This is a genomic window from Aeromonas sp. s9 (assembly GCF_040907765.1).
GTDB classification, from domain to species: Bacteria; Pseudomonadota; Gammaproteobacteria; order Enterobacterales; family Aeromonadaceae; genus Aeromonas; species Aeromonas caviae.
Window position 1 is genome coordinate 40,100 of record NZ_JBFOCK010000066.1, and the last position, 20,695, is coordinate 60,794.

The 20,695-nt window shown below is 63.8% G+C and carries 23 protein-coding genes; 14 read left to right on the plus strand and 9 right to left on the minus strand.

Annotation, left to right across the window (positions count from 1 at the left end; all coding sequences use genetic code 11):
• Positions 1 to 11 precede the first annotated feature (11 nt).
• On the plus strand, positions 12 to 410 hold the full coding sequence (locus tag AB5Y54_RS12345) for a hypothetical protein (RefSeq protein ID WP_010673804.1): 399 nt from the start codon (positions 12 to 14) through the stop codon (positions 408 to 410).
• Positions 411 to 522: 112 nt separating this feature from the next.
• Positions 523 to 879 (plus strand): fumarate reductase subunit FrdD, encoded by a 357-nt coding sequence (frdD, locus tag AB5Y54_RS12350; protein ID WP_010673803.1) that lies wholly within the window; start codon positions 523 to 525, stop codon positions 877 to 879.
• Positions 880 to 948: 69 nt separating this feature from the next.
• Here frdD and AB5Y54_RS12355 read toward each other — a convergent pair whose 3' ends face one another.
• The 3 genes from AB5Y54_RS12355 to AB5Y54_RS12365 all read right to left on the minus strand — a co-directional run bounded on the left by AB5Y54_RS12355 (position 949) and on the right by AB5Y54_RS12365 (position 3,948).
• A complete protein-coding gene (locus tag AB5Y54_RS12355; protein WP_201955593.1) occupies positions 949 to 1,911 on the minus strand; it encodes a hypothetical protein in 963 nt (320 codons plus the stop codon).
• A 94-nt stretch (positions 1,912 to 2,005) separates the two neighbouring features.
• Positions 2,006 to 3,232, minus strand: coding sequence for a winged helix-turn-helix domain-containing protein (locus tag AB5Y54_RS12360; RefSeq protein WP_109111954.1), 1,227 nt, complete (start codon positions 3,230 to 3,232; stop codon positions 2,006 to 2,008).
• A 74-nt stretch (positions 3,233 to 3,306) separates the two neighbouring features.
• Positions 3,307 to 3,948 (minus strand): class I SAM-dependent methyltransferase, encoded by a 642-nt coding sequence (locus AB5Y54_RS12365; protein ID WP_103243584.1) that lies wholly within the window; start codon positions 3,946 to 3,948, stop codon positions 3,307 to 3,309.
• Between the two features lie 187 nt (positions 3,949 to 4,135).
• On the opposite strand from AB5Y54_RS12365, the gene AB5Y54_RS12370 reads away from it, so the two are divergent.
• The 7 genes from AB5Y54_RS12370 to AB5Y54_RS12400 all read left to right on the plus strand — a co-directional run bounded on the left by AB5Y54_RS12370 (position 4,136) and on the right by AB5Y54_RS12400 (position 10,636).
• Positions 4,136 to 4,801, plus strand: a complete 666-nt coding sequence (locus AB5Y54_RS12370; protein ID WP_109111955.1) for a thermostable hemolysin — start codon at positions 4,136 to 4,138, stop codon at positions 4,799 to 4,801.
• A complete protein-coding gene (locus AB5Y54_RS12375) occupies positions 4,798 to 6,279 on the plus strand; it encodes an AMP-binding protein (RefSeq protein WP_201996329.1) in 1,482 nt (493 codons plus the stop codon). Before AB5Y54_RS12370 ends, AB5Y54_RS12375 begins: the two co-directional genes overlap by 4 nt.
• A complete protein-coding gene (locus AB5Y54_RS12380) occupies positions 6,276 to 6,932 on the plus strand; it encodes a TenA family transcriptional regulator (RefSeq protein ID WP_039039563.1) in 657 nt (218 codons plus the stop codon). The genes AB5Y54_RS12375 and AB5Y54_RS12380 overlap by 4 nt, the downstream gene beginning before the upstream one ends.
• Positions 6,929 to 7,777: an SDR family oxidoreductase gene (locus AB5Y54_RS12385; RefSeq protein ID WP_039039562.1), complete on the plus strand. Its 849-nt coding sequence runs from the start codon at positions 6,929 to 6,931 to the stop codon at positions 7,775 to 7,777. The genes AB5Y54_RS12380 and AB5Y54_RS12385 overlap by 4 nt, the downstream gene beginning before the upstream one ends.
• Position 7,778: 1 nt before the next feature.
• Positions 7,779 to 8,426 carry a tetratricopeptide repeat protein gene (locus AB5Y54_RS12390; protein WP_203762802.1) on the plus strand — a complete coding sequence of 216 codons (648 nt, stop codon included), beginning with the start codon at positions 7,779 to 7,781 and terminating at the stop codon, positions 8,424 to 8,426.
• A gap of 81 nt (positions 8,427 to 8,507) precedes the next feature.
• Positions 8,508 to 9,200 (plus strand): response regulator, encoded by a 693-nt coding sequence (locus AB5Y54_RS12395; protein WP_041215642.1) that lies wholly within the window; start codon positions 8,508 to 8,510, stop codon positions 9,198 to 9,200.
• Positions 9,197 to 10,636, plus strand: coding sequence for an ATP-binding protein (locus tag AB5Y54_RS12400; RefSeq protein ID WP_045525604.1), 1,440 nt, complete (start codon positions 9,197 to 9,199; stop codon positions 10,634 to 10,636). Before AB5Y54_RS12395 ends, AB5Y54_RS12400 begins: the two co-directional genes overlap by 4 nt.
• 67 nt (positions 10,637 to 10,703) lie before the next feature.
• On the opposite strand, the gene AB5Y54_RS12405 is transcribed toward AB5Y54_RS12400, so the two are convergent.
• Positions 10,704 to 11,183, minus strand: a complete 480-nt coding sequence (locus AB5Y54_RS12405; RefSeq protein WP_041201491.1) for an ATP-dependent zinc protease — start codon at positions 11,181 to 11,183, stop codon at positions 10,704 to 10,706.
• 391 nt (positions 11,184 to 11,574) lie between these two features.
• Here AB5Y54_RS12405 and AB5Y54_RS12410 point away from each other — a divergent pair, with 391 nt between their 5' ends.
• From AB5Y54_RS12410 to efp, 3 genes are all read left to right on the plus strand, one after another.
• Positions 11,575 to 12,618, plus strand: a complete 1,044-nt coding sequence (locus AB5Y54_RS12410) for a GMP reductase (protein WP_049636557.1) — start codon at positions 11,575 to 11,577, stop codon at positions 12,616 to 12,618.
• Between the two features lie 95 nt (positions 12,619 to 12,713).
• Complete coding sequence (gene earP / locus AB5Y54_RS12415) at positions 12,714 to 13,910, plus strand: elongation factor P maturation arginine rhamnosyltransferase EarP (RefSeq protein ID WP_368153880.1); 1,197 nt, start codon at positions 12,714 to 12,716, stop codon at positions 13,908 to 13,910.
• 45 nt (positions 13,911 to 13,955) lie between these two features.
• Positions 13,956 to 14,522: an elongation factor P gene (efp, locus tag AB5Y54_RS12420; RefSeq protein WP_010673788.1), complete on the plus strand. Its 567-nt coding sequence runs from the start codon at positions 13,956 to 13,958 to the stop codon at positions 14,520 to 14,522.
• 94 nt (positions 14,523 to 14,616) lie between these two features.
• On the opposite strand, the gene AB5Y54_RS12425 is transcribed toward efp, so the two are convergent.
• From AB5Y54_RS12425 to AB5Y54_RS12440, 4 genes are read right to left on the minus strand one after another with little or no spacing between them, the layout of a single operon-like run.
• A complete protein-coding gene (locus AB5Y54_RS12425) occupies positions 14,617 to 15,288 on the minus strand; it encodes a methionine ABC transporter permease (protein ID WP_010673787.1) in 672 nt (223 codons plus the stop codon).
• Positions 15,273 to 16,067, minus strand: coding sequence for a methionine ABC transporter ATP-binding protein (locus AB5Y54_RS12430; RefSeq protein ID WP_109111959.1), 795 nt, complete (start codon positions 16,065 to 16,067; stop codon positions 15,273 to 15,275). The genes AB5Y54_RS12425 and AB5Y54_RS12430 overlap by 16 nt, the downstream gene beginning before the upstream one ends.
• Positions 16,064 to 16,876, minus strand: coding sequence for a MetQ/NlpA family ABC transporter substrate-binding protein (locus AB5Y54_RS12435; RefSeq protein WP_010673785.1), 813 nt, complete (start codon positions 16,874 to 16,876; stop codon positions 16,064 to 16,066). Before AB5Y54_RS12435 ends, AB5Y54_RS12430 begins: the two co-directional genes overlap by 4 nt.
• 21 nt (positions 16,877 to 16,897) lie before the next feature.
• Positions 16,898 to 17,938: an isopenicillin N synthase family oxygenase gene (locus tag AB5Y54_RS12440; RefSeq protein ID WP_109111960.1), complete on the minus strand. Its 1,041-nt coding sequence runs from the start codon at positions 17,936 to 17,938 to the stop codon at positions 16,898 to 16,900.
• 309 nt (positions 17,939 to 18,247) lie between these two features.
• Here AB5Y54_RS12440 and AB5Y54_RS12445 point away from each other — a divergent pair, with 309 nt between their 5' ends.
• Both AB5Y54_RS12445 and AB5Y54_RS12450 read left to right on the plus strand, forming a co-directional pair.
• On the plus strand, positions 18,248 to 19,018 hold the full coding sequence (locus AB5Y54_RS12445; protein WP_109111961.1) for a DUF3530 family protein: 771 nt from the start codon (positions 18,248 to 18,250) through the stop codon (positions 19,016 to 19,018).
• A gap of 121 nt (positions 19,019 to 19,139) precedes the next feature.
• Positions 19,140 to 20,096, plus strand: a complete 957-nt coding sequence (locus AB5Y54_RS12450; protein WP_039041095.1) for a D-2-hydroxyacid dehydrogenase — start codon at positions 19,140 to 19,142, stop codon at positions 20,094 to 20,096.
• An 86-nt stretch (positions 20,097 to 20,182) separates the two neighbouring features.
• Here AB5Y54_RS12450 and AB5Y54_RS12455 read toward each other — a convergent pair whose 3' ends face one another.
• Entirely contained in the window at positions 20,183 to 20,656 is a 474-nt protein-coding gene (locus tag AB5Y54_RS12455) for a YMGG-like glycine zipper-containing protein (RefSeq protein ID WP_039041096.1), read from the minus strand.
• Positions 20,657 to 20,695: the final 39 nt, after the last annotated feature.

The following is a 20,695-nucleotide window of genomic DNA, read 5'->3' on the forward strand; positions in this document are numbered from 1 at the left end:
GGAGTGAGACCATGAACAACACTGAGAGCAAACGTAAGCCTTACGTGCGCGAGATGAAAAAAGACTGGTGGCTGAAGAATGCCTTCTACACCGGTTACATGATCCGCGAAGGCACCAGCATCTTCGTCTCCATCTACGCCGTCGTGCTGATGTGGGGTCTGCTGCGGCTGGTACAGGGTCAGGAGGCATTCAACGGCTGGCTGGAATCCCTGCAGAGCCCCATTGCCATCCTGTTCCACGTCATCGCCCTGGCAGCCTGCCTGTTCCACGCCAAGACCTGGTTCGCCCTGGCACCGAAAGCCATGCGCATCTTCCGTGGCGAAGACCTGGTGCCGGAGAAGCCGATCGTCATCGCCCAGTATGTGGCGCTGGCGGCGGTATCCCTGCTTGTCCTGATCATCGTGGCCTGAGGAGAAAACCATAAGACGTTCTGACGAACCCGGTTATTGGTGTCTGTTTGGTACCGGGCTCTCACTCAGAAACGTTGGCCACGATCACTCAATCATGATTTGAGGAAAAAATATGAGACGTTCTGACGAGCCAATTTACTGGGGTCTGTTTGGTGCGGGTGGCATGGTGGTTGCCATGCTGCTGCCGGTCATTGTCCTCATCACCGGTCTGCTGGTGCCCATGGGCATCATGGACGTGGAGACCATGAGCTACGAGCGCGTGCTGGCATTCGCCAGCTCCTGGTGGGGTGCCTGCATCCTGCTGGTGATCATCGCCCTGCCCGTCTGGCACGGCATGCACCGCATCTACCACGGCCTGCATGATCTGGGGATCCACACCACCAAGCTGCACCACTATGTGTTCTATGGCTTCGCCTTCCTGGTGTCCGCCATCACCGTCGGCCTGCTGATGGTGCTGGTGCTCCAGTAAGCACATCCTGACTGCATGACAAACCGGGCCCAGTGCCCGGTTTTTTTATTTGCGGTTTAATTCTGGCCTTCATCCACGTAGTTCCAGTGCGTGAATCTCTATGGTATTAACGGAGGTCTTAACATAGCCGACGCCAGGCTTACCAAGAATGGCCACCAGTAACCGACAAACCAATGCTTCCATTTGCAGTAGGGTGTTTTCCTGTTCTGCTGAGCGCAGGTTACCGTCGTAACTAGCAAATCCCAACGGCCCATCAAAGAATATGGCTTCGTGGAAAGTGTCATTACGGGCGACCGATAGCGATGAGGGCTCTGTTTTGCTGTTCTTAGCCCAATCAGGTACTGGCATACCAAATTTTTCACACATCCATTGAACACGTCCAGCATGAGAAATCTGGAGTTTTTTCGCTTCTTTGACTTCAACTAGCCTGAAACAAGCATCCAGTGCCATGTACAGGTACTGAAATCGCTCAAAAGAGAGATTCTGTGGATACTGCGCCAAAAACAAGGCATGGATGACAGCAGTCACCCGCTTAGGCGCACGAGCATCACCACGCTCCGATTCCAGATAGTCCAGCGCCAATTCGATGACATCGGCGATAGTGCTGCGACTCAGGATAAAATCAACGAGCTTTCCCGGCTGGATGGGGGTTGCATCGAGAAAGCCAGCCTCTGTTGTAGTTAGTCTCATACCGGTGAAAAAGGATAAGCACCACACAACAAAATCGAGTTCCTCTCTGTTTCTGCGCTCTGGAAGCGTCAGAACATGGGTTTTGGGAAGCCCAAAAACACGAACGTTATAAGGCATTGAACGAACATGTCCGCTCATGAATTCTCTATATTGCTGCGCCCCCGGATAGATCCAACCTTTGAGGACATTCGGGTCCCCTGATACGAGCGCCACAATGCGTTCATGTTCGGGAAGTGTTCTGATTGAGAATCTATCGGTCTCAATATCACAAAACTCTGGGTAGTAACCGAACTCTGCTGAAAGCCCACAAAGTGCGGTATTAAGTCGTTGTCCTGTCACCATCCTAATATCTCTCACGATTTGAGCTTGTCGTTGTACGCTAACCAATTAGCGTACCAACACTTGAACAAGTGCTTATTAATCCCCGTAAGTTTGACTACAGAGGCGACGATATCTCCTGCCACAGGGCCAGCAAGGGAGCAGGAACGTTGCCATAACGCAGCAGCGGGGTCTGGTGCCACTCCGCCAGCTTCTGGATGGCCTTGCCCAGATCCTGGGCCAGGGTCCGGGTCACCCTGACCCCGTCTTCCAGATAGAGGCTCTTGACCTCAAACACCCCCTCCTTGCGATGGGCCTTGGCGTCCATCCTGCCCACCAGCTTGCCGCGATGCAGCAACGGCAGCACGAAATAACCGTACTGGCGCTTGGGGGCCGGGGTATAGCACTCGATGCGATAGTCAAAGCCAAACAACTCGCTGGCCCGCTTGCGATCCCACACCAGCGGGTCAAAGGGCGAGAGCACGGCGGTGTGGCTCGCCTTGAGGGAGCCCGCCTGGGCCCGGACCAGTTCATCGGCCAGGGAGGCGTGAACGAAGGCTCCGTGCTGCCACCCCTCCACTCGAACCGGCAACAGCTCCCCCTCGTCCGCCAGCTGGTGGAGCAGGGCGTCGTATTTCCCCCGTTTAAGGCGATAGTAATCCGCCACCCAGCCGGTCTTGACCAGCCCCAGCGCCCGGCAACTGGCTCGCACCATGTCCCGCCGGGCGAGATCAGGACTCGGCAGATCCCGCTCGTCATTCCACTCCGGCATGACCCGCTCGGCGAGATCGTAGACCCGCTGGAAATTGCGCCGTTCGCGCACCATCAGCTGACCTGCGGTAAACAGCACCTCCAGATGGCGCTTTTCGGGCTTCCAGTCCCACCAGCCGTTGCCCTTGTCCCCCTTGCGCTCGAAGTCTGCCGCCCGCACCGGGCCATCCTGGCGTATGCGCTCGACTATCTGCGCTATCTCGCCGCCGTGGGTCTTGAGCCACTGGGCGGAGAACTTCCAGCCCATGGCGGCGGGATCCAGCATGCGATGGCGCAGCAGCCGGTAATCTTCCCGGGGGACGAAACAGGCCTCATGAGCCCAGTATTCGAAGAGGTCACCATCGGCCAGCAGTTGTTCCAGCCAGCGCGGATCGTAGTGGCCGAGACGGCTGAACAGCACCAGATAGGGGCTGCGGGCCACCACGGAGATGGTGTCTATCTGCAGCAACGCCATGCGGCGAATGCAGGCGAGCAGGTCGGCGGGGGTTGCTCTGGCGCGGCGCGGGGTCAGCAGCCCCTGGGCCGCCAGTTGCAGGTGGCGAGCGTCTTGCAATGAGAGGTGGGGGATCGACATGGAGATAGGGGCATCCGTTCCTGGGTATCAGGCCACCAGCATGCCCAACTCATGGCCAAATGAAAACGCCCGGCTCAGGGTTTGGTGAACACCGCCACATCCGCATGAGGAAACTCGACCTCTGCCTGCCAGCGGACCGCCAGGGCACGGAACGAGGCCTCGGCGAAGAAGACGATGTGGGTGGGATCGTGGCGATAGCGCCAGGTCTTGAAGCGCTCGTCCCCCAGCACCCGCTGGGTCTGCAACACCAGCACCCCGCCGGGCTTGAGGCAGCCCCAGAGCGTGTCCAGCACGGCGCGGGGGGTGGCGATGTGCTCTATCACCTCGGTGCTGGTGATGAAGTCGTATTGCCTTGTCAGGCACTCTGGGTCGTCGGCATAGAACTTGTCGTAGCCCGCCATCTCGAAGCCCGCCTCCCGCCCCATGGCGATGAGGGCAGGCCCGGGGCCGCAGCCAAAATCGAGGCCGCTGGCAGGAGGCAACACCCGGGCCAGCACCTCGCCAAAGGCACGCATCAGAAAGGCCCGGTAGCGGGGATCGTCCACCCGGTTGTCGTGCCCGTCATAGACCGCCTTCTCGGCCCCCTCGTCCAGGTGGTCCGCCTCGTCCATCCAGACCAGCTCGCACGCCAGGCAGCGGTAATAGCCCTTGCCCGCCACCGGCAGGGCATGGTGCCGAGGGGAGAGACACAGGGGACAGTGAACAGGGGATGACATGGCAGCTCCTCGGGTGGCGACAGCGGGGCAGATTGCCTGCCACGCCCGCTGCTGGCAACTGTTTTGTCTGGAGCCCCCATCGACCCCCGTTCACCCCCCGCCAGTTTTTTTCGTCTTTTTTTGCGCCTTAAGGGTTTCTTAAGTTTGCCCTTTTACTCTCATCCCATCGCAAGAGAAGGAGCCAACCATGACCATCGAGATCCAAGCCCCCTACCGGCTGATCCTGGCCGAATCCCCGCAGCAGGTCATGGCGCTGCAAACCTATATCCAGGCCGCCTATACCCTCGAGTTCAACGCCCGCATTCCCCATTTTCTGCCCTGCCAGCTCGGGCTCTACCGGGCAGATGGCGTGCTGGTCGGTGCCTGCGGCCTTAACCAGGCCTGCCATGGCGAGCACGAGCAACCGCTCTATCTGGAGCAATATCTGGAGCAGCCTGTCGAGGCCGCCATCGAGACCCGTCTCGGGGTCCGTCCGGCCCGCCACCGCATCATCGAAGTGGGCAATCTTGCCTGCAGCGAACCGGGTCACGCCCGCCTGATGTTTGCCGCGCTGTGCCGTCTGCTGTGTGACAACGCCCTGGACTACGTGGTGTTCACCGGCACCGCCAAGCTGCGCAACAGCTTTACCCGCCTGCGTCTCAACCCGGTGGAGCTGGCCCCCGCCCAGGCCCATCAGGTGGGAGAGGATGCCAGCGCCTGGGGCGAATACTACCGCTGCCAGCCCAAGGTGATGGCAGGCGACATCAACCAGGGGCGCGAGGTACTCGCACAGAGCAGCCTGCTGCTCAACCTGCTGGGGCCCATGCCCCGCCTTTTTAACCATGCCGACATCGACAGGAGGTGCGCACAATGACGCTGTTCGACACCATCGCCCACCATGCCAGCCAGACCCCGCACCAGCCAGCGCTGCTAGGCAGCCAGGGTGAGCTGGATTACCAGAGCCTGTGGCAGCAGATCCAGCAACTGGCAGGAGTGCTGCAAGGGGCCGGCATCCGCCGCCTGGCCCTGCAACTCGACAACGGCCTGCCCTGGGCACTGATCGATCTCGCCTGCACCTGGGCCGGCATCGTGGTCATCCCGGTTCCCCACTTCTTCAGTCCGGCGCAGCAGACGTGGCTGCTGGAAAGCAGCGGAGCAGACGCCCTGGTCGGCCCGGAGCACCAGGGGTGGCAGTCCGCCTCACCCCTCGTGCTCATGGCAGGCAGGCCCGATGAGCAGGCCGTGCCCCTGTGGCGCCGCATCCCGGCCCGCCTCCCCGAGCTGCCGGCGGGCACCGCCAAGATCACCTATACCTCTGGCACCACGGGGCAACCCAAGGGCGTCTGCCTGTCGCTGGAACAGATGACCTCGGTCTGCGGATCCCTTGCCCTGCGGGTGGCCCCTGCCCGGGTTGAGAAGCACCTGACCCTGCTGCCCCTCACCACCTTGCTGGAGAACCTGACCGGCTTGTATGTACCGCTGCTGACCGGCGCCTGCAGCCGCATCCCCTCCCTGGGGGAACTCGGCTTCTCGGGCTCCAGCAAGCTGGATCCTGCGGCCCTGGCCCATGCACTGCTGCGCTGGCCCAGCCACAGCCTGGTGCTGGTACCCGAGTTGCTGCGCCTGCTGCTGGCTCTGTGCCTCAATACCCCTGCCCTGGCGACACAGCTCGGCACCCTGCGCTTCGTCGCCGTGGGCGGCGGCAAGGTCGCCCCCGAACTCATCGCTCACGCCCGTGCGGCGGGGCTGCCGGTCTACGAGGGATACGGTCTCTCAGAATGCGGCTCCGTGGTCGCCCTGAACGGCCCCCACGGGGATCGTCCCGGCAGCGTCGGCCTGCCTCTGCCCCACTGCCAGGTGACGATCGCCGCAGACGGCGAAGTCATGGTCAGCGGCAGCGCCATGCTGGGCTACCTGGGAGAAGAGGGCGAGACGGGCAGCCAGATCGCCACAGGGGATCTGGGTCGGATCGACGAGGAGGGCTATCTCCATATCACGGGGCGCAAGAAGAACGTGCAGATCACCGCCTTTGGCCGCAACTTCTCCCCGGAGTGGGTGGAAGCCCAGGCCCAGCTCTGCCCGGCCATCGCCCGCATCGTCATCTTCGGTGACGGTCAGCCCGCCAACGTGGCCCTTATCCAGCCGCTGCCGGGCAGCCAGTCCCAATTGCCAGAGCAGATTGCCCGGCTCAACCAGCAGTTGCCCGATTACGCCCGCATCCATCACTGGTTGCCGGTCGCCCTGGATCAGCTCCCTGGCCTGCTGACGGCCAACGGGCGCCCCCGTCGCAATGAGATTTATCACCATTTTTCCCGGCAGATCAGCCAATGCCTCACAGGAGAGACCTCATGAGCTTCTACCAGACCCTGCAACAAGCCACCGCCTGCGAGCGCGAACGCCTGTTCAACGCCCCCATCATCGAAGCCTGCCGCCGCGGCGACATCAGCCGTGACACCTACCTCGCCTTCCTGGCACAGGCCTACTACCACGTGCGCCACACGGTGCCGCTCCTGATGGCCACCGGCGGCAAGCTGGGGCAGGAGTACGAATGGGTGCGTGGCGCCATCAGGGAGTACATCGACGAGGAGTACGGCCATCAGGAGTGGATCCTGAACGACATCCGTGCCTGCGGCGGTGATGCCGAGGCGGTGCGCCACGGCCAGCCGGGCCTGCCCATCGAGCTGATGGTGGCCTTCCTCTACGACCAGATCCAGCGCGGCAACCCCATGGGCTTCTTCGGCATGGTGCAGGTGCTGGAAGGCACCAGCGTCGCCATCGCCCTGACCGTCGCCGACCAGCTCAAGAGCGGTCTGGGTCTGCCGCCCCAGGCCATGAGCTACCTGAGCTCCCACGGGGCCCTGGACCAGGAGCACCTCAAATTCTTCGAATCCCTGATGAACCGGGTGGAAGATGCCGCCGATCAGGCCGCCATCATTCACGCCGCCAAGGTGGTCTACCGCCTCTATGGCGACATGCTCTATCAGCTCACGGGATCCTGCCAATGAAGCTTGAAGGCAAACGCATACTGCTGACTGGCGCCAGTGGCGGCATTGGTGAAGCCCTGGCCCATGAACTGGCGGCCCAGGGTGCCCATCTGCTGCTGCACGGTCGTCGGGCCAGCGCCCTGGAGCGCCTGCGCCGGGAGCTGCCTCATCCGGATCGCCACCAGACGGTGACGGCCGATCTCGGCTCTCCCCATGAGCGGGCGCAGCTGCTGCAACATCCGGCCCTGGACGAGGGGCTGGACGTGCTCATCAACAGTGCGGGATGCAACCAGTTCGCCTGGCTGGAAGATCAGAGCAGCGAGCAGGTGACACGCCAGTTGCTGCTCAACGTCGAGGCGCCCATCCAGCTCACCCGGGCCCTGCTGCCCCGGCTGCGCAAGCCCGCCATCATCATGAACATCGGCTCCAGCCTCGGGGCCATCGGTTTTGCCGGCTACAGCGTCTATTGCGCCAGCAAGTTCGCCATGCGCGGCTTCAGCGAGTCCCTGGGGCGGGAGCTGGAGGGAACCGGCATCAAGGTGCTGCACTTTGCCCCTCGCGCCACCCGCACCCACCTCAATTCCGAGGCGGCCTATGCCATGAATGCCGAGCTTGGCACCCGGACCGACAGCCCACAGGACGTGGCCGAGGAGGCCGTCATCGCCCTGTGCAACGAGACACGCCGCCGCTGGCTCGGCTGGCCGGAAAAGCTCTTTGTGCGGCTCAACGGCCTGCTGCCCGCCTTGGTGGACATGGCCCTGGCCAAGCAGCGCCCGATCATCGAGCGCCACGCCCGCCGCACCGCCTCCCCAGCCCCCGATCACAGGAGCGATCCCGCCTGTGCGACAAACGAGAAGGAACATTGAGATGAAGCACGCCACTTTCCGTCCCCGATTTGGTCACGGCCCCCTGTTGCTCGCCCTGGGAGGCATGCTGGCAAGCGGTCTGGCCCAGGCCGCCGATGCCCTGCCCACCATTCAGCAGGAGTGGGCCCACTGCCAGTACCAGCAGACCGGCAACGCCAAGGAGAGCTGCCTGGAGAGCCTGAGTGCCAAGGCCGATGAGGCAAGCGCCAAGGAGGCATTTCGCACCGATCTGCTGATCTGGTCCGCCATCGTCAAGAGCACCTGGGCGGGGGCCAAGGGCGGCCTCGGCGCCCTGAGCCTGGTGAAGGAGGCCAAGGCCAAGCTCGAGATCGCCATCAAGCAGGATCCCAAGGCGCTGGAAGGCTCGGCCTACACCAGCCTGGGCTCCCTCTACTACCAGGTGCCGGGCTGGCCGGTGGGCTTTGGTGACGACGAGAAGGCGGAGAAGCTGCTCAAGCAGGCGCTGGCCATCAATCCCACCGGCATCGACCCCAACTTCTTCTACGGCGACTTCCTGCTGGATCAGGGTGACAAGGCACAGGCGAAGGTCTATCTGGACAAGGCCCTGGCCGCCCCGGCGCGCCCTGGCCGCGAGGTGGCGGACGAGGGCCGTAGAATGGAAATTCGCGAGCGTCTCGCCAAGCTGTAAACACAAGCAGCACAGTGTGCTATTTCAACTCTGCCCACCAGCTTGCATACTGGTGGGCAGTGTCGTTTGAGGGAGAGAACAATGCGGATCCTGTTGGTGGAAGATGATGTGATGCTGGGAGACGGCATGGTGGATGCCCTGCGCAGCAGCGGCTACACGGTGGACTGGCTCCAGCAGGGGATGCCGGCCCTCTCGGCGCTCAAGAGCGAGGAGTTTGCCGCCCTTGTCCTGGATCTCAACCTGCCGGACATCGACGGCATCAGCCTGCTGCGCAAGTTGCGCCGGGAGGGGCAGACCCTGCCTGTGCTCATCCTGACCGCCCGTGATGCCCTGGACGACCGGGTACTGGGGCTGGATGCAGGCTCCGACGACTACATGGTCAAACCCTTCGCCCTGCAGGAGCTCAACGCCCGGCTGCGCGCCCTGGTGCGGCGCAGCAAGGGGCAGGCCCAGGCGGTGCTGGAGTACGGGGAGCTGCAGCTCTTCCCCGCGTCACAACAGGTCACCTATCGGGGCGAGCCGGTCAAGCTCACCCCCCATGAGTACAAGCTGTTGCAGGAGCTCATCACCCAGAGCGGCCGGGTATTGAGCCGGGATCAACTGCAACAGAGCCTCTACGGCTGGGACGAGGGGGCAGAGAGCAACGCGGTGGAGGTGCACATTCACCATCTGCGCAAGAAATTTTTCCCCGAGCTCATCCGCAACATTCGCGGTGTCGGTTACATCGTGCCCCAGCTCGACGTCCAGGGCGCAAGAGGAGCCTCCGCTCCATGAGCCGTGTCCGTTCCATCCGCCGTTTCCTGCTCTCCGGCATCCTGGCCCTGGTCAGCCTCAGCCTCGCCATCAGCGGCCTTATCGGCTACCTGCAGGCCAACCACGAAATGGAAGAGCTGTTTGATGCCCGTCTCGCCCAGTCCGCCCGCATCACCAACCAGTTGCTCAGCCGCTATCTCAAGCAGAGCGGCGAGCTGCCGCGCAACGGCACCGTGTACCAGGAGTGGGTGCAGGCCGTCCCCGAGACGCCCCACATCGAGAAGGGCGGCTTCTTCCAGTTCGGCCAGGACAACGAGTTCACCCCCTATGGCCATGAATTCGAGCACAACCTCTACTTCCAGTTGCTGAGCGAGCAGGGCGCCGTGCTGCTGCGCTCGCCCAATGCCCCGGCCCAACCGTTGACCACCCTGGAGCGGGGCTTCAACAGCGAGACCAAGGATCATCACGAGTGGCGCACCTTTACCCTCTACAACGAAGGTGAACAGACCTGGCTCATCGTGGCGGAGCGGGATGACGAACGCAGCGAGCTGGCCAGCAAGATGGCCACCCTCACCATGCTGCCCCTCTTCATCACCCTGCCCTTCCTGCTCGGTCTGCTGTGGTGGCTGATCACCCGGGGGCTGTCACCGCTGCACCAGCTGGCGCAAGCCATCGGCGAGCGTCATCCCGCCAACCTGAGCCCCCTCAATCTCGCCATCAAGGCCGAGGAGCTGACGCCGCTGGTGGGGGAGATCAACCGGCTGATGCACGCCCTCGCTGACACTCTGGATCGGGAGAAACAGTTCACCAACGAGGCCGCCCACGAGCTGCGCACGCCCCTCGCGGTACTGCGCATCCACAGCGAGAACGCCATGACGGCCGAGGATGATCAGAGCCGGGAGCAGGCCCTGCGAAAGATGCTCTTGGCCCTCGATCGCAGCGACCGGCTTATCCGCCAGTTGCTGACCCAGGCCCGCATCGACAACCAGCAGAGCCCGGCCCTCACCGCCCTTCCCTTGTTCCCCTTGTTGCAGGGCACCCTGGCGACCCTGGCCCCCATCGCCCTGAAAAAGGATCAGCAGCTGTCCCTGGAGGGCGCCGAACAGGTGCAGGTAATGGGACAGGCGATGTTGCTGGAGCTGATGTTCGGCAACCTCATCGACAATGCGCTGCGCTACACCCAGGTGGGCGGCGAGGTCGCCGTGGTGGTGAGCCAGGTGGGCAACCGGATCCGGGTGGATGTGCGGGACAACGGCCCCGGCATCCCCACCGCCGCCCTCTCCCGGTTGTGCGAGCGCTTCTTCCGGGTCAATCCCCAGCAGGGGGATGGCGTGGGCCTTGGCATGGCCATCGTCTCGCGCATCGCCCAGCTTCACGGGGCGGATCTCGACATTCACAATCGGCCTGAAGGGGGGCTCGAAGTGAGCGTGCTGCTGCCCGCCTCGCGCCAGGCATGACGGGTCAGCCTTTGCGCACGCCATGAAAAACGGGGGCCACGCCCCCGTTTTTCATGGCACCACCACCCTAGTCGCAGGTGGGCTGTACCGTGAAGGTCCGGCTCGAATCCACCGGTCCCAGCTCCGCCAGCAGACGGCGCCCCAGCAGCACCGGGTAGATCATCTTGCTGCGATCCCGCAGGGTGAACCACTCCTTGTAGACCTGGTCCCCGACGCAGACGGACATGGTCACCGTCGGGCGCTGCTCCATGCCGCCCGCCCCGCGCACCGTCACGCTGCGCTCCACCGGTCGCTCCACGCTCCGGCGCACCACCTTGTCGGTATTGGCATCGGTCAGCACCAGGTTGAAGCGCACCCAGGGCTTGCCATCCTTCTTGAAATGCTTCAGGTCGCGGGCATCCAGCGACGAAGTGAGGGCACCGGTATCGAGCTTCATCTTGACCGCCACCCCGTAGGGCATCAGCACCCCCTTCTCGATCCAGCCATAGCTGGTCTGGGCCGCCATCGCGCTGCCGCACAGCGCCCACATCATGGCCGCCGCCACCATTCTCTTGCCCATCTTGCTCTCTCGCCTTGTCAGTCTTGCGCCCAGATGTATCACAGCCAACTGCCGGGTCAACCGGATTCTGGCGCGCAGGGGAACGGGCTCTGGACGCGGTGCCAACAGGCGACAATCCATGCCGGGCACGGCGCGTGAGTGGGGAATGCAGCAGGAAAACGAGGGGAGAACAGGGTGCTGGATGACGCTGGCGGCCATCCTCAGGTTGTGACGCCAAAGGCTACCACAGCGGTGCGTGAATTATCAGTCTTGTTCTGACGGGATTTTTGCCTACACTGCTGTAAACCGGAGGGCCTGAAAACCACCGGTTTTTTTGCGCCTGCCGAAAAGTTGCCACTGCAAAGTGAGCTCTCACACAAGGCTCAATAAGGAATTCGCAATGCGTATCGAAGAAGACTTGAAGCTCGGTTTCAAGGATGTCCTGTTTCGCCCCAAGCGCTCTACTCTCAAGAGCCGTTCCCAAGTCAGCCTGACCCGCCAGTTCACCTTCAAGCACACCCAGACCCGATGGCAGGGCGTGCCCGTCATCGCCGCCAACATGGATACCGTCGGCAGCTTCGCCATGGCGCGTACCCTGGCCAGCTTCGAGATGATGACGGCGGTGCACAAGCACTACAGCCTTGCGCAGTGGCAAACCTTCGTCAATGAGACTGACCCGGCCCTGCTGGGCCATGTGATGGTCTCTACCGGCACCTCGGAGGAGGACTTCACCAAGACACGCCAGATCCTCGCGATGTCCAGCGCCCTGCGCTTCATCTGCGTGGACGTGGCCAACGGCTACTCCCAGCACTTCGTCGAGTTTTTGCGCAAGATCCGCGAGGCCTGCCCGAACCACGTCATCCTGGCGGGCAACGTGGTGACCGGCGAGATGGTGGAGGAGCTCATCCTCTCCGGCGCCGACATCGTCAAGGTGGGCATAGGCCCGGGCTCGGTCTGCACCACCCGGGTCAAGACCGGGGTCGGCTACCCGCAGCTCTCCGCCATCATCGAGTGTGCCGATGCGGCCCACGGCCTGGGCGGCCAGATCGTCGGTGACGGCGGCTGCACCTGCCCGGGGGATGTGGCCAAGGCATTTGGCGGCGGCGCCGACTTCGTGATGCTGGGGGGCATGCTGGCCGCTCACGAAGAGTGCGGCGGCGAAGTCGTCGAGGTCGATGGCGAGCCCTTCATGAAGTTCTACGGCATGAGCTCGGCCAGCGCCATGGACAAGCACGCCGGCGGTGTCGCCGAGTATCGCGCCTCCGAAGGCAAAACCGTGCTGCTGCCCTACCGCGGTCCGGTGGAGAACACGGTGCGCGACATCCTGGGCGGGGTTCGCTCCACCTGCACCTATGTGGGTGCCAGCCAGCTGAAAGAGCTCACCAAACGCACCACCTTCATCCGGGTGCGCGAGCAGGAGAACAACGTCTACGGCAAGGAGTAACCTGCCACAGACCCCGTCACGCGCTGACGGTTAGAAGCCGACCAACCGGTGTGCTACCCTGCGCACCGGTTTTTTTGCATCTGGGATCCCGCGCCATGACAAGCCCTCTCCCCCCCTTCGACTGGGACATCTTCTGCTGCGTCGTCGACAACTTCGGTGACATCGGCGTCACCTGGCGACTCGCCCGCCAGCTCAAACAGGAAGGCGCGCTCCCGGCGCAGAAGAGTGAGGTGCAGGTGCGGCTCTGGGTGGACGATCTGGTTAGCTTCGCCCGCATCTGCCGGGCGCTCGACCCCGCACAGGACGGTCAGTGGGTCGATGGCATCTATGTCCAGCACTGGCACGAGCGCCTCCCCGCCGACATGACCCCGGCCAGGGTGGTCATCGAGGCGTTTGCCTGCGAGCTGCCCGCCCCCTTTATCGAACGCATGGCCGAGCAGACCACGCCCCCCTGCTGGATCAACCTCGAATACCTCTCGGCCGAGAGCTGGGTCGAGGATTGCCATGGCCTCGCCTCGCCCCAGCAGGTCGGCAGCCAGCGCCTCGACAAGTACTTCTTCTTCCCGGGTTTCACGCAGAAAACGGGCGGCCTCTTGTGCGAGCGAGGCCTCATCGTCGAGCGCGAGCGCTGGCAACAGGATGTTGCGGGACTGGCCGCCTACTGGGCCAGCCTCGGCCTGCCACCCCAACGAGAAGACGAGCTGCGGGTCAGCCTCTTTACCTACGAGAGCGAGGCGCTCAGGAGCCTGGCCGAGGGCTGGCGCCAGAGCGTCACCCCCGTCACCCTGCTGCTGCCGCTGGGGCGCTCCCTCGACGACGTGCTCATCGGCGCAGGGCTGGCAGAGGCCATTCCCGGTGCCCGGGCCGGAGATCTGCTCCAGGCGGGCAACCTCACCATCAAGCTGCTGCCGATGACCGATCAGAGGGGCTACGATCGCCTGCTGTGGAGCTGCGATCTCAACCTGGTGCGCGGGGAGGACTCCTTCGTGCGGGCCCAGTGGGCGGGGCGCCCCTTCCTCTGGCACATCTACCAGCAGGAAGAGGATGCCCACATGGTCAAGCTGGACGGTTTTCTCGACCACTACCTCTCCCCCTTGCCAGCGCCGGCCGGTCAGTGGCTGCGTCGCTTCAACCATGCCCTCAACCGGGGGGAACACACCGGTGAACTCTGGGCACAATGGCCGCAATACGCGGCCAAATGGCAGCAACATGGGCGCTCCTGGCCACAGAGGCTGCTGGCGGACGGGGATCTCGTCACGAGGTTGGTGAAATTTTTAGAAAGCCGTATATAATCTGGCAGTTTTTATCCGTCCGTTTCACGAACAGGAATTTTTTACATGAAAACCGCACAGGAAATCCGCGCTGGTAACGTAGTCATGATCGGCACCGAGCCGATGGTGGTCCAGAAGGCTGAATTCAACAAATCCGGCCGTAACTCCGCCGTGGTCAAGATGAAGCTGAAGGGTCTGCTGAACGGCAGCGCCACCGAGACCGTCTTCAAGGCCGACGACAAGCTGGAAGTCGTTCAGCTGGAGCGTAAAGAGTGCACCTACTCCTACTACTCCGACCCGCTGTATGTCTTCATGGACACCGAGTACAACCAGTACGACGTCGAGAAAGACAACCTGGGTGATGCCCTGAACTACCTGGTAGACGGCATGGAAGACCTCTGCGAAGTGACTTTCTACAACGAGAAAGCCATCTCCGTAGAACTGCCGACCACCATCGTGCGTGAAGTCGAGTACACCGAGCCGGCCGCCCGTGGCGACACCTCCGGTAAAGTGACCAAGCCTGCCCGCCTGAAGGGCACCTCCTACGAGCTGGCCGTTGCCGCCTTCGTGGAGATCGGTGACAAGATCGAAATCGACACCCGTACCGGTGAATTCAAGCGTCGCGTCAACTAAGTTGACCCCTTGATGTGATTGCAAAAAAAGCGAGCCAAGGCTCGCTTTTTTATTGGCTGGCACCTCACGGCCGGCCTGATGAGAAGCCGTGCCCCTAGCGGCGATGGGCCAGTGCCCGCACCAGCCTGTCCCCCACCCCCTGTACCAGTTGCACCAGCAGCAGCAACATGACCACGGTCCCTGCCATCACCTTGTCATCAAAGCGCTGGTAGCCGTAGCGGATCGCCAGATCCCCGAGCCCGCCACCACCGACCACCCCTGCCATGGAGGAGAAGCCAATGAGCATCACCACCGTCAGGGTGAGTCCGGCCAGCAGCGCCGGCAAGGCCTCGGGCAGCAGCGCCTTGACGACCACGTGCCAGCCGCTGCCCCCCATGGCGAGCACGGCTTCGACGCGCCCCTTGTCCACCTCATCGAGGGCGCTCTCCACCACCCGGGCAAAGAAGGGGAAGGCCCCCAGGGTGATGGGGACGATGGCGGCGGTGCTGCCCAGTGAGGTGCCGACCACCAGCCGGGTCAGGGGGATCAGGGCGATCAGGAGCACCACGAAGGGGAGCGACCGCCCGATGTTGATACCGATCCCCAGCACCATGTTGAGACGGGGCAAGGGCAGCACGCCCCCGGGACGGGTCACCACCAGCAGCACCCCGGTCGGCAGCCCCAGCAACAGGGTGAACACGGCTGCCACTCCCACCATGTAGAGCGTTTCGAGCGACCCCTGATACATCAGTTCGAGCAAGGCATCGACACTCAGGCGACTCTGCATAAACGCACCTCCTCTGTGACTCCGTGACGCGCCATGAAACGCCGCAGGATCTCGGGATCCGGCAACAGGGCCTGCCGCACACGGGAGTCGGGGTTGGCCAGCAGGGTGCCCAGAGCGCCGCTTTCCACCAGCTGACCCCGTTCAAGCAATGCCGCGTGATCGCAGATGGCCCTGACCACCTCCAGCTCGTGGGTGATGAGCACTATGGTGATCCCGAGGCGGCGGTTGATGTCGGCAAGCAGCGCCAGCACCGACTCCGTGGTCTCCAGATCCAGGGCACTGGTCGCCTCGTCACAGAGCAAGTGGCGCGGATTGGCGGCCAGGGCGCGGGCAATGCCCACTCGCTGCTTCTGCCCCCCCGACAACTGGGAGGGAAAGGCGCGACGGTACTCGCCAAGCCCCACCAGTTCCAGCAGCTCGCTGACCCGGGCAGCCCGCTCCCGGCGCGCCACACCGGCGATTTCCAGCGGGACCGCCACGTTCTCCTCCACGCTGCGGGCGTGCAGCAGATTGAAGTGCTGGAAAATCATGCCGGTCCCCTGACGGTGGCGGCGCAAGGCCGCCCCCTCCAGGGCCGTGATGTCGCGGCCATCGAACAGGATGCGGCCCCGGCTTGGCCGCTCCAGCAAATTGAGGCAACGAATGAGCGTGCTCTTGCCCGCGCCGCTGCGCCCGAGAATGCCGTAGATGGCCCCATCCGGAATCTCGAGCGACACCCCCTCCAGAGCGGGTTGCCCGTGCCCCGGGTACTGCTTGCCGAGCCCCTCCAGCACTATCATGACTGCCGCCCGGCCACCGGGATCACCGACCCCTTGTAGCTCTTGCGAATGAAGTCGGCGATCGCCCTGGACTCCAGATCCCGCGCCAACTGGCGGATCCGCGGATCATCCTTGAGCGCCGGGGTGGTCACCAGGATGTTGGCGTAGGGATTGTTCTGGGCGCTCTCCAGCCCCAGGGCATCGCGAGCAGGCTCCAGCCCCGCCTCCAGGGCATAGTTGCCATTGATCACCGCCAGATCCACGTCGTCGAGGGAGCGCGGCAGCTGCGGCGCCTCGATCTCCAGGATCTTGAGCGCCTTGGGGTTGGTGGCGATGTCGTGCACCGTCGCCAGATCCCGCGCCGGATCTTCATGGCCGGCCTTGAGGGTGATGAGCCCCTCGTGCTGCAACAGATAGAGGGCCCGGCTCAGGTTGGTGACATTGTTGGGCAGGGCGATCACCGCCTTTTCCGGTACCTCCCTCAGGTGCTTGAACTTCTTCGAATAGATGCCAAGAGGCTCCACGTGTACGGTCGCGGCCACCACCAGCTCGGTGCCGAGCGCCTTCTCCTGATCCCGCAGGTAAGGGACGTGCTGGAAGTAGTTGGCATCCACATCACCCGCCACCAACAGGGCATTGGCATTGATGCCGCCGCTGAGCTCGATCACCTGCAGATCCAGCGAAGGGTCCTGGCGTTTCACCTCGCCGAGGATATCCGCATGGGGCAGTGGATCCGCGGCAACCCGCAGCGCCTGGGCTGCCTGGGCGGAGAGAGAGAGTCCGAGGGCCAATACCAGGCCGCTCAGGGAAAACAGTCCGTGCTTGTTCATCTTGTGCTCCTTGCCATGCAATCAATGGGTGGTTTCGCCGACCGCCAGCGCCCGGGGCGCCGGCAACAGATCGGCATGGTGGCGCAATGCCACGTCAGGGTGGGAACGCAGCCGCCCCTTGAGGTAGTTCCAGCCCACCTCCCGCAGCAGCGGATTGTGCGGGTCGGTGGCAGGCCCCCTGGCTTCACGGGCCAGTGCCTCGGGCAGCGGATAGACGGGCACCACAGCGTCGAGCTGGGCCCCCAGGAAGAAGGCGATGGAGAGACGCTCCTGCCCCGGCGCCGACGGCACCACCCGGTGCACGGTCGCACGCAGGTAGCCGTTGCTGGCGAGCTCCAGCAGCTCACCGATGTTGACCACGAAGGTGCCGGGGAGCGGGAGCGCGTCGATCCAGTGATCCGGCGCCACCTCCACCTGCAGGCCGGGCTGGTCATCCTGCAGCAGGAAGCTCAGGAAGCCCGAATCCTTGTGGGGACCGACCCCCTGGGTGGCGCCCCGCTCACCGGGATAGCGGATCAGCTTGATATGTTCGTTCGGACGCTCTCCGTGCAGGGCATCGAAGGCATCTGGCGACAGTGCGAGCGCCTCGGCAAAAGCCCCGAGCAGGGTACGGGACATGCGGGTCATCTGCCCACGCCAGCGCGTCAGCACGGGTTGCAGTGTCGGCAGCGCCTCCGGCCACTGATTCGGCCCCTGCAACCGCCACCAGGGCGGGTCGCCCGCCGCGCGCGGCAAGGCAGGGCGATCGGCACCGATATCAAACTGCTCTCGCCAGTCGGGTTGACCCCGGGTCAGCTCCGCCCCCGATCGGTTGTAGCCACGAAAATGGGGAGAGTGGATCATGGCGACCTGCTGCTTGGCCGCCAGAGGTAGCGCAAAGAAGGCCCGCGACAGCTGCTGCACTTCCTGTTGCAGCTCGGGATCGATGCCGTGGCCGGTCAGGTAGAAAAATCCCGTCTCTCTCGCGGCATCGCGCAACGATGCCAGAAAATCGGCCCGAGCGTCGGGCGAGGCATCCAGCTGCCTCAGGTCGAGGATGGGCAAGTGAACCAAGGTGCTCATGGCGATAACGCTCCCTGTCGATGGAAAGTGAGGGTGAACCTCTCGTTCTGACGAGACAGGGGGGAGAATTCTCCGCCTGCGGCCAGTGGCGACATGCCCCGGCCCCCTGTCTGCCTGCCCTTACTGAACCATGTATGGGTCACAGGATGGAACAATCAAAACCGGGAATGCTTTGCCATTTGGAACAATCCCGGCCCCGTGTCCGGCCCGCCGGTCAGACCCTCTTCGCCACCGCCGATGCCGATGTGCCCCCTTGCCCTAAAGAAACCCCCGGCGAGGCCGCTATGAGGGAGTGCTGGAGGATCCCCCATGACATTTCGCCCCTATCTGCTGCTGACCCTGCTTGCTTTTGCCGCCCACGGCGCCGGGCAGGCACCGTCAGGCGCCGCCCCGGATCCAGCCCCCCTGGTTCCTCCCGACTACTGGCAGAGCAGCGACTGGCAGGAAATACCCGACAGCACCAGGGTGGACAAGCAACAGGTACTGTTTGCCAAGCACGACAGCGACAACTACGTGGGTCTGGTCATCCTGCTGCCCGACTGGCAGCGCAGCGGCCAGCTGTGGCAACTGACCCGGGAGCTGGGGCGCCTCGGTTTCGATACCCTGCTGCTGCTCCCCTCGCCGCAGCAGACCGAGCTCGACCCCGCCGCCGAGAAGAAACAGCAGGTCATCGACGATTTTCGCAAGCAGTTTGCCTCCCGCATCAGCAAGCTGGGGGATGCCAAGCTGCAGGAGGGGGGCTTCAAGCTGCTGCTGGCCCAGGGTACCAGCGCCGCCTGGGCCGCCAACCTCATCGCCAGCGAACAGTTGCCCGCCCCCGATGCCCTGGTGCTGCTCGACGGCTTCTTCCCCAACCAGCTGAGCAACCAGACCCTCGCCAAGCAGATAGCCCAGGGCAGCATCCCAACCCTGGATCTCTATCAGGAGGAGGGAGGACGCTGGCCCCTGCTGGCGGCCGAAGCCCGCAGAAGCGAGAGCCGCCGCAGCCACAAGCTCAACTACCGCCCCTATGCCCTGATGGATCTGGAGGAGACGCCGGGGCGCATCCAGGGCTGGCTGACGCACCTGGGCTGGATCTGAGTCCCTCCGAGGCACAGCCACCCGCCTTTTGCCTTCCCCATCGGACTTGACCCGATGCCACCGCGCTGGTCAGCCGCCCTCCATGTTTGGCATCATGTCCGAACCAATGGCAGGAGGCTTCATGCAGCAAATCGTGTTTCTCGACAGCGACACCCTGGACACCGGCATCAATCTGCGCCGCCCCGATTTTCCCCATCACTGGCAAAGCTACCCGACCACGGCGCCGGATCAGGTGGTGGAGCGGCTCAAGTGCGCCAGCATCGCCATCATCAACAAGGTGCGCATCGGGGCCGATGAACTGGCCCAGCTGCCCGAACTGCGCCTGATCGCTCTGGCCGCCACCGGCAGCGACAACCTGGATCTGGAGGCGTGCCGCGCCGCCAATGTCGCCGTGTGCAATATCCGCAACTACTCGGGCCCTTCCGTCCCCGAGCACGCCATGGCCCTGATGCTCGCCCTGTCGCGCAACCTGTTCGCCTGGCGCCAGTCCCTGCTGGAGGGGCGCTGGCAACAAAGCGGCCAGTTCTGCTTCTTCGACCACCCCATCACGGATCTGCATGGCAAGCGCCTCGGGATCATCGGCAAGGGAACCCTGGGACAGGCACTGGGACAGCGGGCCAGCGCCATCGGGATGGAGGTCTACTATGCCCAGAGCCAGGTCGGCTCCCCGGGGGATGACGACAGACTGCCCCTGGATGCCCTGTTGCAAAGTTCGGATGTGATCAGCCTGCACTGCCCGCTCACCCCCTACACCCGCCATCTCATCGGGGAGCGGGAGCTGGCCCTGATGAAACCGGGCGCCCTGCTCATCAACGTGGGCCGTGGCGGCCTGGTGGACGAGCAGGCGCTGCTCGAAGCCCTCGGCAACGGCCGTCTGGGGGGCGCCGGTTTCGATGTGGCGAGTGTCGAGCCGCCGCCTCCGGATCACCCCCTGATGCAGGCCCTGCGTTACCCCAATTTCATCCTGACTCCCCACGTGGCCTGGGCCAGCGAAGAGTCGATGCAGCGCCTCGCGGATCAGCTCATCGACAACATCAACGCCTTCTCCCTTGGCAGGCGCCAGCACCGGCTGGTGTAAGAGGCCGCTCGCCGCCCCTCACGGGCCGGCAGCGGGATCAAAAAAGGGGCCAAGGGCCCCTTTTTGTCGGTCAGCTTGCCGCGGCATCAGTCGTCATGCCATCTGTGCTTGCGGTGCTTTTTGTGTTTCTTGTGGTGCTTGTGATAGCGCCTGTCATCGTAATAGCGATCGCCGCGGCTCTCGTGACCATCCCCGGTCCTGGCTCCGATGGCGGAGCCACCGGCACCACCGATACCGGCGCCGATCAGCTGGCCCGTGCTGCCACCGACGCTCTTGCCGATGGCAGCCCCGCCCAGGGCACCGACGGCGCCGCCGAGCGCAGCTTCGTTCTTGTTGCCCCTATTGGCCGTGGCCGCACCACCGGCCGCGCCCCCCAGGGCGGCCCCCACCAGGGCGCCGGTGTCGCCACCCAGCTCCTTGCCGATCATGGTGCCCGCCACCCCGCCGGCTCCGCCGCCGAGAATGGTGTTGAGGGTCTCGGATGCCTGCACCTGTCCTGTGCCCAACAGCAACGCCCCCAGCAGCGCCAGTGCGCTCATGCCAAACGGTTTCATTTTCATGGGGTACTCCTGTCAAACCTGATGATTGATTATTTTTCC

What these genes read in the sequence shown, in the direction of transcription:
- AB5Y54_RS12345 (WP_010673804.1), top strand. Translation starts at nt 12, where the DNA reads ATGAACAACACTGAGAGCAAACGTAAGCCTTACGTGCGCGAGATGAAA.
- frdD (WP_010673803.1), top strand. Translation starts at nt 523, where the DNA reads ATGAGACGTTCTGACGAGCCAATTTACTGGGGTCTGTTTGGTGCGGGT.
- AB5Y54_RS12355 (WP_201955593.1), bottom strand. Translation starts at nt 1,911, where the DNA reads ATGGTGACAGGACAACGACTTAATACCGCACTTTGTGGGCTTTCAGCA.
- AB5Y54_RS12360 (WP_109111954.1), bottom strand. Translation starts at nt 3,232, where the DNA reads ATGTCGATCCCCCACCTCTCATTGCAAGACGCTCGCCACCTGCAACTG.
- AB5Y54_RS12365 (WP_103243584.1), bottom strand. Translation starts at nt 3,948, where the DNA reads ATGTCATCCCCTGTTCACTGTCCCCTGTGTCTCTCCCCTCGGCACCAT.
- AB5Y54_RS12370 (WP_109111955.1), top strand. Translation starts at nt 4,136, where the DNA reads ATGACCATCGAGATCCAAGCCCCCTACCGGCTGATCCTGGCCGAATCC.
- AB5Y54_RS12375 (WP_201996329.1), top strand. Translation starts at nt 4,798, where the DNA reads ATGACGCTGTTCGACACCATCGCCCACCATGCCAGCCAGACCCCGCAC.
- AB5Y54_RS12380 (WP_039039563.1), top strand. Translation starts at nt 6,276, where the DNA reads ATGAGCTTCTACCAGACCCTGCAACAAGCCACCGCCTGCGAGCGCGAA.
- AB5Y54_RS12385 (WP_039039562.1), top strand. Translation starts at nt 6,929, where the DNA reads ATGAAGCTTGAAGGCAAACGCATACTGCTGACTGGCGCCAGTGGCGGC.
- AB5Y54_RS12390 (WP_203762802.1), top strand. Translation starts at nt 7,779, where the DNA reads ATGAAGCACGCCACTTTCCGTCCCCGATTTGGTCACGGCCCCCTGTTG.
- AB5Y54_RS12395 (WP_041215642.1), top strand. Translation starts at nt 8,508, where the DNA reads ATGCGGATCCTGTTGGTGGAAGATGATGTGATGCTGGGAGACGGCATG.
- AB5Y54_RS12400 (WP_045525604.1), top strand. Translation starts at nt 9,197, where the DNA reads ATGAGCCGTGTCCGTTCCATCCGCCGTTTCCTGCTCTCCGGCATCCTG.
- AB5Y54_RS12405 (WP_041201491.1), bottom strand. Translation starts at nt 11,183, where the DNA reads ATGGTGGCGGCGGCCATGATGTGGGCGCTGTGCGGCAGCGCGATGGCG.
- AB5Y54_RS12410 (WP_049636557.1), top strand. Translation starts at nt 11,575, where the DNA reads ATGCGTATCGAAGAAGACTTGAAGCTCGGTTTCAAGGATGTCCTGTTT.
- earP (WP_368153880.1), top strand. Translation starts at nt 12,714, where the DNA reads ATGACAAGCCCTCTCCCCCCCTTCGACTGGGACATCTTCTGCTGCGTC.
- efp (WP_010673788.1), top strand. Translation starts at nt 13,956, where the DNA reads ATGAAAACCGCACAGGAAATCCGCGCTGGTAACGTAGTCATGATCGGC.
- AB5Y54_RS12425 (WP_010673787.1), bottom strand. Translation starts at nt 15,288, where the DNA reads ATGCAGAGTCGCCTGAGTGTCGATGCCTTGCTCGAACTGATGTATCAG.
- AB5Y54_RS12430 (WP_109111959.1), bottom strand. Translation starts at nt 16,067, where the DNA reads ATGATAGTGCTGGAGGGGCTCGGCAAGCAGTACCCGGGGCACGGGCAA.
- AB5Y54_RS12435 (WP_010673785.1), bottom strand. Translation starts at nt 16,876, where the DNA reads ATGAACAAGCACGGACTGTTTTCCCTGAGCGGCCTGGTATTGGCCCTC.
- AB5Y54_RS12440 (WP_109111960.1), bottom strand. Translation starts at nt 17,938, where the DNA reads ATGAGCACCTTGGTTCACTTGCCCATCCTCGACCTGAGGCAGCTGGAT.
- AB5Y54_RS12445 (WP_109111961.1), top strand. Translation starts at nt 18,248, where the DNA reads ATGACATTTCGCCCCTATCTGCTGCTGACCCTGCTTGCTTTTGCCGCC.
- AB5Y54_RS12450 (WP_039041095.1), top strand. Translation starts at nt 19,140, where the DNA reads ATGCAGCAAATCGTGTTTCTCGACAGCGACACCCTGGACACCGGCATC.
- AB5Y54_RS12455 (WP_039041096.1), bottom strand. Translation starts at nt 20,656, where the DNA reads ATGAAAATGAAACCGTTTGGCATGAGCGCACTGGCGCTGCTGGGGGCG.